This window comes from Herbaspirillum sp. Her4 (assembly GCF_057961335.1).
Genome location: NZ_CM176330.1, coordinates 4,334,174 through 4,350,457, shown reverse-complemented (window position 1 = coordinate 4,350,457; position 16,284 = coordinate 4,334,174). Strand labels below are relative to the sequence as shown.

Genomic DNA, 16,284 nt, shown 5'->3' with positions numbered 1-16,284 from the left:
GCTGCATGCTGCTGAAGGCGAGGGCGTATTCTATAGCGTTCATTCAGTGTGCGACAGGTATGCAGATATGTACGCGAGAACCATGTCCTGCGCGCGCCTCCCATGCGGCGCTGCCGCCCAGGGCTGCGGCGCGCTGGCGCATGTTGCCCAGGCCATGGCCACGCCTGCCATCGCGCCCGGTAGCGGCGGGGTCGAAGCCACGGCCGTTGTCGTCGATGTGCAGATGCAGGCTGTCGCCGGTCTGCTCCACGCGAACCTCGACCTGACTGGCGGCAGCGTGCCGCGCAATATTGTTGAGTGCCTCCCGCAGGATGCGCAGCAGGCTCAGTACCAGGAAGTCGTCCTGTACTGCCAACTGATCCGTGGCCAGGAACCGGCAATCCACTCCGCTCTGGCGGCTGAAGTGGCGGCACTGCCAGCGCAGGGCATCGGCCAGGCCGAACTCGACGATGGGCGGATGCAGATCGTCAATGATGCGCTCCATGCCCTCGCGTGCCTGCTGCAGCAATTGCGCCGCGTAGTCGGCTTGGGGCAGGGCGGCATGGCGCTCCAAGGCCAGCTGTTCGCGCAACTGGCCCAGCGCCATGCCGATGCCGGTCAGCTGCGCGCCCAGCTCATCATGCAGATCGCGGGCGATGCGCGTGCGTTCTTCTTCACGTAGGCGAAAAGCGGCGGACAGGGCGGGGGCAGCTGGATCGGACATTCGGGGCGGATCAGGTCAACGGTGGTGAATATTCCTTCATAATAGCTGTGAGGGACCGGCTGGTCATCCATCCTGCATCAATAGCGTAGATGCGCCGTTGGCGTTCGGTGGCCGTGGCGTTCAGGACCCATCGGATGAAGAGGGAAGAAAAGCCGAATTTCTCGTCAGGCAAAAAAATTTCACAAAGGGCCTTCCCAAACGGGAAAACATGCTGCTATAATTTTGTTTTTCGCGGCTGTAGCTCAGCTGGATAGAGTACTTGGCTACGAACCAAGGGGTCGTGGGTTCGATTCCTGCCAGCCGCACCAGATTTAAAGGGTCCATCGCAAGATGGACCCTTTTGTCTTTTCTGCTTCCGTTTTTGTTTTTTCGGTGTCTTCTCTGTGGTGCCGCTCCGTGCGGCAGGCGGGGTGTCGTCGCAGGATCAGCCTGGTTCTGTTGTCACCGGAGGATGTTGCAGCCAGTAATTCACGGTCTGGTTGATCAGCAGCATGAACTCCCTTGCATCCACCGGTTTGACCAGATAGTCATTGGCCCCCGCTTCTCGCGAGCGGGTGGCGTCGGTTTCGTCGTAGGACGTGGCAAACATGATGACCGGGAGGGCCTGCGTATGTGGCTGGCTGCGCAGCATGTGCAGCAGGTCCAGGCCTTCCATGCGCGGCAGGCGGGGTTCCAGCAGGATCAGGCAGGGCAGGGTGTCGGGGTGGTGTTGTGCTTGCGGGCTGAACAGCGATTCCATGGCCCGCTCTGCATCTTCGAACCAGCCGAAGTCGCACTCCAGCTTGCTGCGCCAAAGGCTGAAGCGCGCCAGTTCCACCGACTCCGGACTGGGATCGACCATCAATATGCTGGGGCGAGACATGCGTTATGTGCGGGACTGGGTATTGTTTTTTGAATGTTGCATTTCTGATTTCCGGCAAGTTTGACATAGCAGGGTGCAGAAATCCATTATTGAATACGCTCGCCAAGCCCGGCAGTGCTTGAGTCTCCCCGATACGACGCATTCCGCCGCGAGCGCGTGATACCGCAGTGAGCTTACGTGAGAATTACAACGCAAGCTTGACTGCCCCCTCCCGACGCCTTTTGCCGCGCTCCTCGGCCTCGATACTGGATCATTCAATTTCTGAATGCCAGATATGCGTGAATAAAATCTCGCACTGCAGCATTTTTTCATTGCTGCTCGGCTATATTCCTGACAGCCGCGTCACAGCTTGAGACGAAATTACGTCGTAAACCGTCATCGCGTACGTGGCGGCGATGCTTCCGGTGCGTCGCACAAAAAATCCAAAAAAATCAGGACAGGCATTCAACAAGGGGAGTGCAATGAAGGTGTCGCCACGACGAAACAGAAAGGCCTTGGTCATCGGGGGCGGGGCGCCCAATTCGACCTTGATTGCCGGGGCACTGGCGGCCTTCCTCGCGGAAGGGGTGGAGTTCGATGTCATCTCGGCCTCCGGTGCCGGGGTGCTCATGGGCTTGCTGGCGACCGCACCACGCGACGCCGCGCCGCAGGACGCACTGATGCAATGGGCGGAAGTGGGTGTGGCCGACAGCATCTACAAGCTGTTCCCGGTCAACTACAAGGTCTTCAAAAAGCCGGGGGCGCAGGCGGAGAACTACCGCGATGCCATGCTGGCGCAATGGCAGCAGATGCCGGGCCTGGCCGCCTCGCCCTTCGCCGCCATGTTCAATCAACACTTCGCCGACGCCTCGGCCAAGTGGAATGACTGGATGCATCTGATGATGTCGGCCTTGTCACCTTCCGACCTGCATTCGGGCAGCCTGGGACTGTGCGCCCATCTTCCCTTCCTCGAGCAATCGATCGATTTTTCGGCGGTGCCGCAGATGCGCCCCGAGTTCTACATCAACGCCTACAACCTCGACCGCCACCAGATGCAGATCTGGAGCAAGGAGCAGATCACGGCGGCGCATGTGCGGGCCTCGCTGTCCTTTCCCTTCCTGTATGCACCCACCGAGATCGATGGCGAGCACTACATCGAAGGCGCGGCGCTCGATACGCTCAACTTCACGCCTTTCATCACCGATCCGGCCACCGGCGTGGCGCCGGCCGGTGAGGTCGATACTCTGGTGGTGCTGGACATCCTGGGCGAGGATCGCCTGATCCGCAAGCCGCGCAACCTGTATGACGCCTGGGTGCGTTCCATCATCACGCCGCTGGTCAAGATCTCCCAGACCGAGCAGCGTCTCTTCGAGCTGGAACACAACCGTGATCCCGCGACCGGCGCGCCGCTGCGCCAGGTGCTCAAGGTCGATCTGATGGCCGGTGTGCCGCAAGATCACTGGCCGCAGGTGCTGGACTGGTCCGCTTCCAACATGCAGCTGCTGTTCGGCGTGGGATATCGCGCCGGCGTCGACTTCTGTCGCCAGCACGGCGAGCTGCTGGGTGCCGTGGCGCAGGATGCGCCGCTGGCGGCATAAGCGGGCGGGTTGGCCAGCGGGCCTGTTTCTTCATCTCCTTGTTTCGTTCTGTAGCTGAACCGGCGCGCTGCGGCGCGCTTTCCTTTCTCCGGTGAATTTTCCATCATGACCATTACCAAGCGCCTCATCCTCACTCTCTCGACAGCCCTGCTGGCGCTGCTGTTCGTCGGTGCCGACGGACTCTGGCAATTGCAGCGCGCCCAGCAGCGTCTGGAACTGATCCAGAACCGCATCATTCCGGGCATGGACAGCCTCAACCTGCTGAAGGGCTATCTGGCCGATTCACGCCTGGCCGGCTATCGCCTCTCGGTCTTTGCCAACCTGCCCGACAAGACCGCGTTGCAGAAGGCGGTCGATGCCTCCAACAAGGCGCTGGATGAGGAATTCGCCCACTATGAGCGCGATCTCATCTTTGATGAGAAGGACCGCGCCCTGATCCAGGCCGACAAGGCCAACATCGAGGCCTACCGCAAGGCTCTGGTGCCATTCTTCGCCGCGGCTTATGCCAATGACATGGACGGCGTGCGCGTCACGCTGCAGGCCGGGACACCGCTGGCGGTGTCGGCGGCTGCTGCCAAAAAGGGTTTCGACGACCACATTCTGGTGGGTCGCCAGATGATCGATACCCTCAAGCAGGAGAGCGATGCCGCCTATGCCTTCGCATTGCGCGCGATGATCGCCGTGATCGTGGTGGCGGTGCTGCTGACCGGCGTGCTGGGCATCCGCACCCTGCGCAGCGTCACGCGCAGCCTGGGCAAGATCCAGCAGACCTTCGAGCATGTCAGCCAGACGCTGGACCTGTCGCGTCCGGTGCCGGTGGAACGCATGGATGAAATCGGCCGCACCGCTGCTGCCTTCAACAAGCTGCTGGCCCGCATTGTCGATGTGGTGGCGACGACCCGTACCTCGACCGATTCGGTAACCGTGGCGGCGCGCCAGATTGCCGCCGGCAATGCCGACCTGTCGGCCCGTACCGAACAGCAGGCGGCAGCGCTGGAGGAAAGCGCGTCCAGCCTGGAGGAGCTGACCTCGGTGGTGCTCCAGAACACCCAGAACGCCCGTCAGGCCAATGAGCTGGCGCAATCGGCGTCGCACATCGCCTCGCAAGGCGGTGACGTGGTGCGCCAGGTCGTCGATACCATGAACTCCATCAATGCCTCCTCGCGCAAGATCGTCGACATCATTGCGGTCATCGATGGCATTGCCTTCCAGACCAATATCCTGGCGCTCAATGCGGCAGTGGAGGCGGCCCGTGCCGGAGAGCAGGGACGCGGTTTTGCCGTCGTTGCCTCTGAAGTTCGTTCGCTGGCGCAGCGCTCGGCCGCCGCTGCCAAGGAAATCAAGGAGCTGATCGACGACTCCGTGGACAAGGTCGGCAGCGGCAGCAAGCTGGTCGAGCAGGCGGGCGCCACCATGAGCGATATCGTCGACAGCGTGCAGCGCGTGACCCAGATCGTGGGCAACATCGCCGACGCCAGCGAGGAGCAGAGCGCCGGCATCACCCAGGTCAACCAGGCCATTTCGCAGATGGACCAGGGCACCCAGCAGAATGCGGCGCTGGTGGAAGAGGCGGCCGCAGCAGCCCAGGCCTTGCAGGGCCAGGCGGAAAAGCTGGAGAGCGTGGTCGCTGTCTTCCAGCTGGAAGGGCGCGCAGCCATGCCGGTGCGCAGCGTGGATGTGAAGCCCGTTGCGGCTCCGCGAGCGCCGGTAGCGTCCGGCCAAGTCCCTGCGCTGGAAGAATTCTGAGCGCTGAGTTCCGAATCCTGACTCCCGGATTCTGAACCCGGCACCGGTGGCAGCCTGCCGCTACCGGCGCACTCCGCACCCTGAAAAACCGCCCGGTTTCAACGCCGGGCGGTTTTTCATTCTTCACCTGTTTTTGCGCTTTGGTCAGCATTGCTGTGAAGGATTGCACTAAGGTGCGGCGTCGGCTGCCTCAAAGGGTGATATACTTAATGCTAATCATTATCATTTGTCACCAGGAGAATATGCAATGATCGGTTTCAAGAAACTGGCGGTCGCCGCAGCACTCGGACTGTGCTTTGCAGGTACCGCTTCGGCCGCCGAATACCCCATCGGCAAGCCGCAGATCCAGAACGGCTTTGAAGTCAACGCCGTCTACCTGCAGCCGGTGAAGATGGAGCCGGACGGCATGATGCGCAAGGCAGAGGAATCCGATATCCACCTCGAAGCCGATATCCGCGCCGTGGCCAAGAACCCCAATGGTTTCGCCGAAGGCGACTGGATGCCTTACATGGTCATCAAGTACGAACTGACCAAGGTCGGTTCCACCAAGTCCATCAAGGGCGACATGATGCCCATGGTGGCCAACGACGGTCCGCACTACGGCGACAACGTCAAGCTGGAAGGCCCGGGCAAGTACAAGCTCAAGCTGACGATCTCCTCGCCGCAAGCCAATGAACACGCCCACTTCGGCCGTCACGTCGACAAGGAAACCGGCGTCGGTCCGTGGTTCAAGACCTTCGAGCTGAACTACGACTTCACCTTCGCCGGTATCGGCAAGAAGGGTGGCTACTAAGCAGGTCGCCTGGTCTTGATTCAGACCGCACGTTTGCAGTGATGCGATGCCGGTCCGCGCCGTGATGGCGGACCGGCTTCACCGTTTTGAGAGTTCCGGAGTTTTCATGATCGCAAGAATCGTCCGACTGATCTGCCTGTCCCTGGCTGCGATGGCCATGCTGGGCAGCGCCGTGCAGGCCAGCGCTTCCGACCTGCTGACCTTCAAGCTGGAGATGCAGGATGGCAAGCTCATCCCGCCGCGCATCGAGGTGCCGGCCGGACAGCGCATCAAGATCGAAGTGCACAACATCGGCAAGTCTGCCGCCGAGTTCGAAAGCGTCGAACTGCGCAAGGAAAAGGTGCTGGCACCGGGGGCCCAGTCCTTCGTGGTGATCGCTCCCTTGCGTCCGGGTGAATACAAGTTTTTCGATGACTTCCACCTCAACATGCCGCCCGGCGTGATCGTCGCCAAGTAAGAGGGGATGCGCGCAAGCAGTATCGAAGCAGGGAAGTCCAGGTTTTCAGGAAGGGAAGAGTTTCATGGGACAGGTCATGTTCATCGTCTGGCGCGAAAGCGTCGAGGCGCTTCTGGTGGTCGGCATTCTGTATGCCTGGCTGAAGAACGGTGATGTCGGCGCACGGCGCGGCATTCCCTATCTGTGGGGCGGCGTGGTTGCCGGCGTGGTGCTGGCGGGTGCCCTGGGTGCAGCGCTGCTGGGCTTTTCGGAACTGCTCTCGGGCGACGCCCAGACCTACTTCCAGATTGCCATCGTCCTGATTGCGGCGGTTCTGATCGTGCAGATGGTGTTCTGGATGCGCAAGCACGGCCGCACCTTGAAGAAGGAGATGGAAAGCTCCATGCAGTCCAGCTATGAAAGCGGCAACTGGTGGGGCGTGTTCGTGCTGGTGATGCTGGCGATCGCCCGCGAAGGCAGCGAGACTGCCGTTTTCCTGTACGGCATTGGCCTGGGCCAGCAGGATGCCAGCACGGCGTCGCTGGTGCTGGCAGGCGCGATCGGTTTCGGGCTGGCTTTCCTGACCTTCTATCTTCTGCAGCTGGGCGGCAAGATTTTCTCCTGGCGGCGTTTCTTCCAGGTCACCGAAGTGATTCTGCTGTTGCTGGCGGCCGGTTTGCTGGTCACCGGCGTGGAAAAGCTGTTCGACGTATTGCTGGAAAGCTCCGACATGCTGGCCTCGGCCAACTGGACCATGACCCTGACTGGCCAGATCTGGGATACCTCGGCGCTGCTGGATGACTCCACCACCCTGGGCAGCCTGGTCTCGACCCTGACCGGCTACCGCGCCCGGCCGGCGCTGCTGTCGGTGATCGTCTACGCCCTTTACTGGGTCGTGGTATGTTCGTTCCTCTATCGAAAACCCCAGCCTCAGCTCAAGAGCAAGAGGCAGGAAGCCGTCTGAACCTCATGACAACCTGTACGCAATCGCCGACTCTGCTCACGCGTACCGGAGACTGGATGCGCCGTCATGGCGCATTCATCCGAGGCCTGCAATGGATCGTGGTGGCCGTCTATGCACTGCTGATCCTGGTCCCGGTGTTCCTCCCGCTGCCTGATGAAACCGCGCATCTCTGGTCCAACCTCACCCTGATTGCCCAGTTCGCCTTCTGGGGCATCTGGTGGCCCTTCGTGCTGGTCAGCATGGTGCTGATGGGCCGTGTGTGGTGCGGCGTTCTATGCCCGGAAGGGGCGCTGACCGAGTTCGCCAGCCGCCATGGACGCGGACGTGCGATTCCCAAATGGGTACGCTGGGGCGGCTGGCCCTTCGTGGCCTTCGCCCTGACCACCGTGTATGGCCAGATGGTCAGCGTGTACCAGTATCCGAAGGCGGTGCTGCTGGTGCTGGGCGGCTCCACCGTTGGTGCCCTGATCATCGGCTACCTCTATGGCCGCGACAAGCGCGTCTGGTGCAAGTACCTGTGCCCGGTCAATGGCGTCTTCGGCCTGCTGGCCAAACTGGCCCCGGTTCACTACAAAGTGAACGAAGATGCATGGCGCGCCTCCTATCATCCCGAGCACAAGATCATTCCCATCAATTGCGCGCCGCTGGTCCCCTTGCGCAATATGAAGGGTGCTTCCGACTGCCATATGTGCGGCCGCTGCAGTGGCCACCGCGATGCGATTGCCCTGAGCTTCCGTCCGCCTGCCGTCGAGGTGGTGCACTTCGGCAAGACTCAGAACAACCTGTGGGAAAGCGCCCTGGTGCTCTACGGCCTGCTGGGCATCGCCATCGGTGCCTTCCACTGGACGGTCAGCCCCTGGTTCATCGCCATCAAGCAGGACATCGCCACCTGGCTGATTGACCGCGACATCATGTGGCCTTTCGGGACCCAGGCACCGTGGTGGCTGCTGACCAATTACCCGCAGCAAAGCGATGTCTTCACCTGGCTCGATGGCGCCATGGTCGTGGGCTACATTCTCGCCACCGGCCTGGTGCTCGGCACCGGGGTGGCGCTGATGTTCGGGCTGGCCACGCGCCTGCTGGGCAAGTGGGAGTGGAGCCGCTTCAACCACCTGGTACAGGCATTGATCCCGCTGGCGGGCTGCGGCGTCTTCATCGGCCTGTCGGCGACCACCATCAGCCTGCTGCGGGCCGAGCACTGGCCGGTCTATTGGGCCAATGACGTGCGCGCGGCGCTCCTGACGGTCATGACGCTGTGGAGCCTGTGGCTGTGCTGGAAAGTGGTGGCGCGCCATGCCACCCATTGGGTTCAGCAAGTGCTGGCGATGCTGCCGCTGATCGGTGGCCTGGCGCTGGTCAATACCGCCTGGTGGCTGATGTTCTGGGGCTGGTAAAGCGTCTTCCGCAGCCGTGATATGAAGGAAAATGGCAGGCTTGCTCGCAAGCCTGCCATTTTTATTTGCGTCTTATTTGATCTTGGGTCCCGCAAGCTATGTGAAGTTGGCGACCGAAGCAGTACAATCGCTGCCTTTTCAAGCCAATTGCCGGAGTTTAATTTACATGAGCACCTTGCCCGCCTGTCCCCAATGCCAGTCCGAATTCACCTATGAGGATGGCAGCCAGTTCGTCTGCCCCGAATGCGGCCACGAATGGAGTGCCCAGGCTGCTCCCGCCGAGCAGGCCCGCGTCTGGCGCGATGCCTCGGGCAACGTGCTGCAGGATGGCGATACCGTCACCGTCATCAAGGACCTGAAGCTCAAGGGCGGCGGTGGCGTGGTCAAGATGGGCACCAAGGTCAAGAACATCCGCCTGGTTGAGGGCGACCACGATATCGACTGCAAGATCGACGGATTCGGCTCCATGGGCCTGAAGACCGAATTCGTGCGCAAGGCCTGATCCTGGCCTGCATCCTGAGCGGAGCCCTGCAAGCCGGGCCCGCTCTCACGTAGAATGGCGGTTTGCCTGCAGCCTATGTATACATAAGCTTGCGGGTTTCCCGATCAAGACAACAACGAAACCGCCATGGCCCGTCCCCGCTTCCTGCCCGATAACATGACCCTGATGCTGCTGGCCGTCGTGCTGACCGCATCCTTCCTTCCCTGTACCGGCCAGGTGGCCGAGGCCTTCGACGGGCTGACCACGTTCATGATCGGCCTGCTGTTCTTCATGCACGGGGCCAAGCTCTCGCGGGAAGCCGTGGTGGCCGGGTTCACGCACTGGAAGCTGCACGTCACCGTGCTGCTGTGTACCTTTGCGCTGTTCCCCCTGATCGGCCTGGCACTGAAGCCGGTGCTGCTGCAATTCATCACGCCCGAGCTGTATCTGGGCTTGCTGTTCCTGTGCGTATTGCCCTCTACCGTCCAGTCTTCGATTGCCTTCACCTCGGTGGCGCGCGGCAATGTGCCGGCGGCGATCTGCGCGGCGTCCGCCTCCAACCTGCTGGGCATCTTCCTCACGCCGCTGCTGGTGGGCGTGCTGGTGGTGGCCCATGATGGCGGCGGGCATTCTTCGCTCGATTCCATCCTGAAAATCGTTTATCAATTGCTGCTGCCCTTCGTGGCCGGCCAGATCGCGCGTCCCGTCATCGGCCGCTGGGTCGAGCGCAACAAGTCCTGGCTCAAGTTCGTCGACCAGAGCTCCATCCTGCTGGTGGTCTATGTGGCCTTCAGCGAGGCAGTGGTGCAGGGCCTGTGGCACCAGGTGCCGGTGTCGATGCTGGTGGCCTTGCTGGTCATCAATGCGGTGCTGCTGGCCATCATCATGGGGCTGACCACCTTCGGTAGCCGCCGCCTGGGCTTCAACAAGGAGGACGAGATCACCATCGTCTTTTGCGGCTCCAAGAAGAGCCTGGCCTCGGGCGTGCCCATGGCCAAGGTGCTGTTTTCCAGCGGTGCCATCGGCATGGTGCTGTTGCCGGTGATGCTGTTCCACCAGATCCAGCTGATGGTGTGTGCCGTCATGGCTGCGCGGTATGGTGCGCGTGACGAACAGGTGAAGGCGGCCGTGGCTACTGAAAGTGGCGGCGACTGAGAGTCCCGGGCGCTGTATCCGCCAACAAAAAAAATGACCGGCAAGCCGGTCATTTTTTTTGCTTTGGCGGTTCGCCCGTTTCGGCTCAGGGCGCCGGATTGGGCTGCTTGCGGTGGATGGCTTCGATGCCCGCCAGCACCTCGTCGCTCAGTTGCACCTGGGCGCTGTCGATGTTGCTGCGCAGTTGTTCCAGCGTGGTCGCGCCGATGATGTTGGAGGTCAGGAAGCGGCGGCTGTTGACGTAGGCCAGCGCCATCTGCGCCGGATCCAGTCCGTGCTGGCGCGCCAGTGCCACGTACTGCGCGGTGGCGCTTTCCGCTTGCGGATTGTTATAGCGCACGAAGCGTTCGAACAGCGTCAGGCGGCCACCGGCAGGACGTGCACCGTCCAGGTACTTGCCGCTCAACATGCCGAAAGCCAGCGGCGAGTAGGCCAGCAGGCCGACTTGCTCGCGATGGGCGAATTCGGCCAGGTTCACTTCGAAGCTGCGGTTGAGCAGGTTGTACGGATTCTGGATGGTGACGATGCGCTCCAGTCCATGCTGCTCGGCCGCGCGCAGGAATTGCGCCACGCCCCAGGCGGTTTCGTTGGACAAGCCGATGGTGCGGATCTTGCCGGCCTTCACGAATTCAGAGAGCACCGTCAGCGTCTCTTCGATGGGCACCGTGGTTTCATCTTCCACATGCTCGTAGCCCAACTGGCCAAAGCTGTTGACGCTGCGGTCGGGCCAGTGCAACTGATACAGATCCACGTGATCCAGTTGCAGGCGCTCCAGGCTTCCATGCAGTGCATCGGTGAGGCCCTTGCGGTCCAGCTCATTGTCGCCGCCGCGGATGTGGCGCGGGTTGTGTGGTTTGCGGGCGGGGCCGGTGCACTTGGTGGCGATCAGCAACTGGTCGCGCTTGCCGGATTTCTTCAGCCAGGTCCCGAGATAGCGTTCAGTGAGTCCTTGCGTTTCCGCCTTGGGCGGGACCGGATACATTTCGGCGGCGTCGATCAGGTTGATGCCGCGTTCGACGGCGTAGTCCAGTTGCGAGTGGGCGTCGGCTTCCGTGTTCTGCTCGCCCCAGGTCATGGTACCCAGAGTGATGAGACTGACCTTCAGGTCGGTGCGGCCGAGTTGGCGGTACTGCATGCGGATTCTCCTTGTGATGCGCAGGCAGGGACCGGGGCGTGTCCTGCCGGCTGGCGCGGGATCGGGTAGTATAGCGGCGCTCGTCCTGCCTTGCAGGGCAGGGCCGCAGCGGCGCCAAGACCGCTCGCGCCAGGCCGGTTGCCGCTTGCAGTGCCCGGACTCGATAACGCCAGAACACTTCCTTCCCATCCACGAGACATGTCAGTTCCTTCCCCCAGTATCCCCCCGGATGAAGCCGCCGAATCCCTGCGCCATCACACCCCATTCAAGCTCTTCTGGTGCGCCAGCGTCGCATCCACCATTGCCCTGCAGATGCAGATCGTGGCGGTTGGCTGGCAGGTCTACCAGCTCACCCACAGCGCCTTCGATCTTGGTATCGTGGGCCTCGTGCAGTTCATTCCGTCGCTGATCCTGGTGTTCGTGGTGGGCCATGTGGCCGACCGCTTTGATCGCCGCAACGTTGCGCGCGTCAGTTCGCTGGTGGAAGCCGCCGCTGCCGCCACGCTGGCGCTGGGCAGCCTGCATGGCTGGCTCAGCCGCGAGATGATTTTCGTGATCGTGGCCATCATCGGTGCGGGCCGGGCCTTTTCCAAGCCGACCATGTCGGCGCTGCTGCCCAGCCTGATGTCGCCCAAGGCCTTGCCGGGCGCGGTGGCGGGCTCGGCCTCGGCGACCCAGTTCGCCATCATCATCGGCCCGGCGCTGGGGGGCTTTCTCTACGTGGCGGGACCAGCGGTGGTGTATGCCAGCAGCTGCGCGCTGTTCATTGCATGCAGCGTATTGTTGTCGCTGATCCGGCGTCCGGCCCAGGTCGCGGCGGCCCAGACTGCACCGGCCAAGCCGACCGGGGCCAGTCTGTCGTCGGTGTTCGCAGGACTGGCTTTCATCCGCAGCAAGCCCGCCATCTTCGGTGCCATCTCGCTGGACATGTTTGCCGTGCTGCTGGGCGGTGCTACCGCCTTGCTGCCGGTCTTCGCCAACGACATCCTGCATACCGGTGCGGTCGGCCTGGGTCTGCTGCGCTCGGCACCGGCGGCCGGGGCCTTGATCGTGGCGCTGCTGCTGGCGCGCTTTCCGCTGGGCGGCAGGGTAGGGCGCACCATGTTCATCGCCGTGGCCGTGTTCGGATTGGCCACCATCGTGTTTGGCCTGTCACGCTCCTTCCCGCTGTCGCTGGCCGCGTTGGCGGTGCTGGGCGCAGCCGACATGATCAGCGTGGTGGTGCGCTCGTCCTTCGTTCAGCTGGAAACGCCGGACGCCATGCGCGGCCGCGTTTCGGCCGTCAATTCGGTCTTCATCGGAACGTCCAATCAGCTCGGAGAATTCGAATCGGGCCTCACCGCCGCCTGGTTCGGTGCGGTGCCGGCCGTGCTCATCGGCGGGATCGGCACGCTGCTGATCGTGCTGCTGTGGATGCGCCTGTTCCCCTCGCTCTATCAGGTCGACCGGCTGGCCGCACGCCAGTCCTGAAGCCGGCGGCAAGCAGTCGCGCGCTCACGGCGGATCGCCCTCGGTCACCAGCATCTGGCTGGACTGGCGCGTGAGCTCCTGCTGCATCACCAGCATCTGCAGGAACTGCGCATAGGGAACCGGCTTGCTGAAGTAATAGCCCTGGTACTCATCCGAGCCGAACTCGCGCAGCGCCTGCAACTGTTTCTCCGTCTCCACGCCTTCGGTCACCACCTTCAGGTTCAATGCATGGCTCATGGCGATGATGGCCTGCACGATGGCGCTGCTGTTGGCATCGTCGGGAATGTCGTTGATGAAGGATTTGTCGATCTTCAGCGTATTGACCGGGAAACGCTTGAGATAGGCCAGCGAGGAATAGCCGGTGCCGAAGTCGTCAATGGAAATGGTGAAGCCTTCTGCACGGATGCCATCCATGATCGCGATCGCACGGTCGCGGTTGTGCATCACCATGCTTTCGGTGATCTCGAACTCCAGGCAGGCTGGTGGCGTGCCGTGGCGCTGGACTACGCTCTTGATGTCTTCCAGCAGATGTTCATCGCCGAACTGGCTGCCGGTCAGATTGATGGAGATGCGTCCGCACACCAGTTCGCGTTCCAGCATCAGGCCGATGTCGCGGCAGGCCACGTCCAGCACCACCAGGCCGATCTGGTCGATCAGGCGGGTCTCCTCAGCCAGCGGGATGAATTCACCGGGCGGCACCAGGCCGCGCACCGGATGCTGCCAGCGGACCAGGGCTTCCGCACCGACGATGCCGCCGGTGGCCAGGTTGATCTTGGGCTGGTAGTGCACCACGAACTCGGCGCGTTCGATGGCGCGGCGCAGTTCGGCTTCCAGCGCGATGCGCTCTACCGTATTGGTGTTGACCTCGTCGGAGAAGAAGCGATAGTCATCCTTGCCATGGTGCTTGGCGCGGTACATGGCAATGTCGGCATTCTTGATGAGCGTTTGCGCATTGTCGCCATCGCCCGGATAGGTGGCGATGCCGATACTGGCCGAGAGCATGGCTTCCTGGCCGTCGATGATGAAGGGCTTGCGCGCCTCGGTGAGCAGCTTCTGTGCAATCTCGCCCAGTTGCAGCGGATCGTCGAAGTCATCCACCAGCACGATGAATTCATCGCCGCCCACGCGCGCCAGGATATCCAGCTCGCGCAGGGTATTGCGGAAGCGCTGGGCGATCTCCTGCAGCACCGCTTCGCCGGCCTCGTGACCGAAGGTATCGTTGATGTTCTTGAAGCGATCCAGGTCCATCAGCAGCACGGCCACCATGCCGTTGCGGTGCTCGGCGTGGGTAATGGCATTGGAAACGTGCTGGGTGCACAGGAAGCGGTTGGGCAGGCCGGTCAGCTCGTCATAGTGCGCCAGGTGGCGGATGCGCTCGTCGGCGCGGCGGCTCTCGATGGCCACGCTGGCGAGGTCGGCGGCGATGTTGGCCAGCTGCAGGTATTCATTGCTGGGGGCCTGGTTTTCCTTGAGCAGGGCAGCGAACACGCCCAGCAATTGGCCTTCCTTGCCCATGATGGGCCAGGCCCCGCAGGACGGGTAGATCTCTACATCGATGAGCACCCGCAGGTGTTCGGTCACCGGATCGCGCGCGATGTCGGTGACGATGCAGGGTCCGCGCCGCAAAGCCGCTTCAGCGCCGACGCCGCAGCCATGACGGATCGGCATGCCCTGCAAGGCACGCAGCAGGCGTGGCGGATAGCGCTTGCTCAGCACGGAAGTGAAATGCGAGGCTTGCTCATTGACCAGCATCACGCAACTGGCCCCATAAGGAATCTGTGCATCGGCAAAGCCGATGATCTCGTTGAGGATGCCGTCCAGGTCATCGTCGGCCATTACCATGTGCAGCACCCGGTTCTGTTCGCTCTGCAGCAGCTCGGCGCGCTTGCGGGCGCTGATATCGCGCAGGATGGCGAAGATCGCATAGCCACGATCGAATTCGGCGCGGTTGAGGGTAACGTCGGTATGGATGATCTTGTTGCGGCGGACCGTTACCCATTCGAACTGCTGGGGTTGCCCCGCGAGCACCCGGCCGACCAGCTCATCGATGTCCGGCTGGTCGGGCTGGCGCGCCTTGTGGCGAGAAAACAGGCCGACCTTGCGGCCGATGATGCGGTCCTTGTCCGGCACGCCGAAGAAGCGCAGCGCGGCCGCATTGCAGTCGAGGTAGCGCAGCTCCGAGGAGATCAGCACGATGGGATCGCTGCCTTCTTCGTAGAGCTTGCGGTAGCGGTATTCGCTGCTCGAGAGGGCGTGATCCAGGCGGCGCTGGTAGCGGTAGTACACCAGGAAGGCAATGAGCGCGATGAGGATGAAACCAAGGATGCCGGTGGTCAGCAGGATGCGGTTTTCGGTGCGGCTGCGCCATGGCGAGAGCACGTCTTCCATGCGCCGCGCATAGACCGCCACCAATGACCATTTGTCCAGGCGCTTGTAGGAGAACGACAGCGGTTCGCCGGTCAGATGCGAGATCTCTTCGAACGACCCTTCCTCGGCCCCGGCACGGATGCGTGCCATGCTTTTGGCATCGGCCAGGCTGACGCTGAGCCAGCGCTCTTCGAAAGGCGAGCGCAGCATCATCGAGCCGCTGTCGGTGCGCAGCGAGACGATGGCCTCGAAATTGGTGATGCGCTTGTAGAAGTCGAAGAAGGTTGCAGCCTTCAGTTCGGCCACCAGCAGGCCGATCGGGCGGCTGCTGCGGTCGTAGAGATTCATGGCCACCGGCAGCACCAGGTCGCGGTTGTAGCGACTGCGCATGAGCTGGCCCACGAACAGGTTGGGCCGGGCCGGATTGCCGTCCACGTGGGTCAGCTTGTGGTCTTCGGGGATGCTGGTGGTGTCGAAGGGGCGCAGCGAACTGGCACGGGTGTTGCCGTTGCGGTCGATGTAGCGCAGCACCATCACGGTGGACAGCCGCTGTTGCGTGTCCGACAGCAGTCGGTACAGCGCCTGGTCGTCGTCCAGCAGGTCGGGGCCGGCGACGTGGATTTGCTCGGCGGCGGACCAGAGCAACTTGTCGAGTTCGCCGAAGATGCGTTCAGCGTGTTCCTGCACGCTGCGCACGGCCGCCATCGAGCTGGCGCGCTCGGCATCGATGGTCAGCTGGCGGTCCTGGCGGATTTCCCACCAGGTCTGCACGACAATGAACGACCCGACGAAGCCGACGAACAGCAGCAAGGTTTTCAGGGTGTAGCCTGGGCGTCCTGGCGATTTGTTCTGTTTTCCCATGTGACCCACTATCACATTACCTGTCGTTAGGCAGCAGATTGCTGCACGTCCCTTGGCCCGGAAAGATGCCGGACGACCGTTTCGACAGCCCTCGCACGCAATCGGCACGTTCCTGCCAGCGGAACGGCGGCGGCTGACGCGGGCATGGTGGATAGCCCTTGTCAGTGCGGCAAGCCGCGCGCGTTCACACGGTGTGATCGCGCTTACGCCAAAATTACGTGGATGCCCCCACTTCGTGATACGCGAGGTGTCAGTATGCCACCTCGTGTCCTGCTGCGCTTTGTTGGCGCTTGTCCTTGCTTTGTGCCCTTGTTGTGCGCTGATCAATGGCCGCTGCGCC

The 16,284-nt window shown here is 62.3% G+C and carries 13 protein-coding genes and 1 tRNA gene; 10 read left to right on the top strand and 4 right to left on the bottom strand.

The genetic code is table 11. The features are described 5' to 3' along the window. Positions 1-43: 43 nt before the first annotated feature. Entirely contained in the window at positions 44-703 is a 660-nt protein-coding gene (locus ACWFUC_RS19725) for a sensor histidine kinase (protein WP_489623083.1), read from the bottom strand. 231 nt (positions 704-934) lie between these two features. Here ACWFUC_RS19725 and ACWFUC_RS19720 point away from each other — a divergent pair. Further along, a tRNA-Arg gene (locus tag ACWFUC_RS19720) sits at positions 935-1,011 on the top strand. 116 nt (positions 1,012-1,127) lie between these two features. Here the strand turns inward: ACWFUC_RS19720 and ACWFUC_RS19715 are convergent. Next, positions 1,128-1,565: a response regulator gene (locus ACWFUC_RS19715; protein ID WP_209534664.1), complete on the bottom strand. Its 438-nt coding sequence runs from the start codon at positions 1,563-1,565 to the stop codon at positions 1,128-1,130. Positions 1,566-2,026: 461 nt separating this feature from the next. Here ACWFUC_RS19715 and ACWFUC_RS19710 point away from each other — a divergent pair, with 461 nt between their 5' ends. The 8 genes from ACWFUC_RS19710 to ACWFUC_RS19675 all read left to right on the top strand — a co-directional run bounded on the left by ACWFUC_RS19710 (position 2,027) and on the right by ACWFUC_RS19675 (position 10,111). Next, complete coding sequence (locus tag ACWFUC_RS19710; protein ID WP_121041664.1) at positions 2,027-3,142, top strand: patatin-like phospholipase family protein; 1,116 nt, start codon at positions 2,027-2,029, stop codon at positions 3,140-3,142. Between the two features lie 105 nt (positions 3,143-3,247). Next, positions 3,248-4,888 (top strand): methyl-accepting chemotaxis protein, encoded by a 1,641-nt coding sequence (locus tag ACWFUC_RS19705; protein WP_489623082.1) that lies wholly within the window; start codon positions 3,248-3,250, stop codon positions 4,886-4,888. A 247-nt stretch (positions 4,889-5,135) separates the two neighbouring features. Next, entirely contained in the window at positions 5,136-5,681 is a 546-nt protein-coding gene (locus tag ACWFUC_RS19700) for an iron transporter (protein WP_039785564.1), read from the top strand. 106 nt (positions 5,682-5,787) lie between these two features. Further along, complete coding sequence (locus tag ACWFUC_RS19695; protein WP_039785565.1) at positions 5,788-6,138, top strand: cupredoxin domain-containing protein; 351 nt, start codon at positions 5,788-5,790, stop codon at positions 6,136-6,138. 64 nt (positions 6,139-6,202) lie between these two features. Beyond that, the gene (locus tag ACWFUC_RS19690) at positions 6,203-7,081 is read left to right on the top strand and encodes an FTR1 family iron permease (protein WP_134222675.1); all 879 of its coding nucleotides are present in this window, start codon (positions 6,203-6,205) and stop codon (positions 7,079-7,081) included. A gap of 56 nt (positions 7,082-7,137) precedes the next feature. After that, the gene (locus ACWFUC_RS19685) at positions 7,138-8,475 is read left to right on the top strand and encodes a 4Fe-4S binding protein (protein WP_489625567.1); all 1,338 of its coding nucleotides are present in this window, start codon (positions 7,138-7,140) and stop codon (positions 8,473-8,475) included. Between the two features lie 166 nt (positions 8,476-8,641). Next, positions 8,642-8,977, top strand: coding sequence for a zinc ribbon domain-containing protein YjdM (locus tag ACWFUC_RS19680; protein ID WP_034330597.1), 336 nt, complete (start codon positions 8,642-8,644; stop codon positions 8,975-8,977). A gap of 126 nt (positions 8,978-9,103) precedes the next feature. Beyond that, entirely contained in the window at positions 9,104-10,111 is a 1,008-nt protein-coding gene (locus ACWFUC_RS19675; protein WP_489623081.1) for a bile acid:sodium symporter family protein, read from the top strand. 85 nt (positions 10,112-10,196) lie between these two features. On the opposite strand, the gene ACWFUC_RS19670 is transcribed toward ACWFUC_RS19675, so the two are convergent. Then, positions 10,197-11,246, bottom strand: coding sequence for an NADP(H)-dependent aldo-keto reductase (locus tag ACWFUC_RS19670; protein WP_489623080.1), 1,050 nt, complete (start codon positions 11,244-11,246; stop codon positions 10,197-10,199). Between the two features lie 198 nt (positions 11,247-11,444). Here ACWFUC_RS19670 and ACWFUC_RS19665 point away from each other — a divergent pair, with 198 nt between their 5' ends. Beyond that, a complete protein-coding gene (locus ACWFUC_RS19665) occupies positions 11,445-12,716 on the top strand; it encodes an MFS transporter (protein ID WP_489623079.1) in 1,272 nt (423 codons plus the stop codon). A gap of 24 nt (positions 12,717-12,740) precedes the next feature. Here ACWFUC_RS19665 and ACWFUC_RS19660 read toward each other — a convergent pair whose 3' ends face one another. Then, on the bottom strand, positions 12,741-15,944 hold the full coding sequence (locus tag ACWFUC_RS19660) for an EAL domain-containing protein (RefSeq protein ID WP_489623078.1): 3,204 nt from the start codon (positions 15,942-15,944) through the stop codon (positions 12,741-12,743). Between the last annotated feature and the right edge of the window lie 340 nt (positions 15,945-16,284).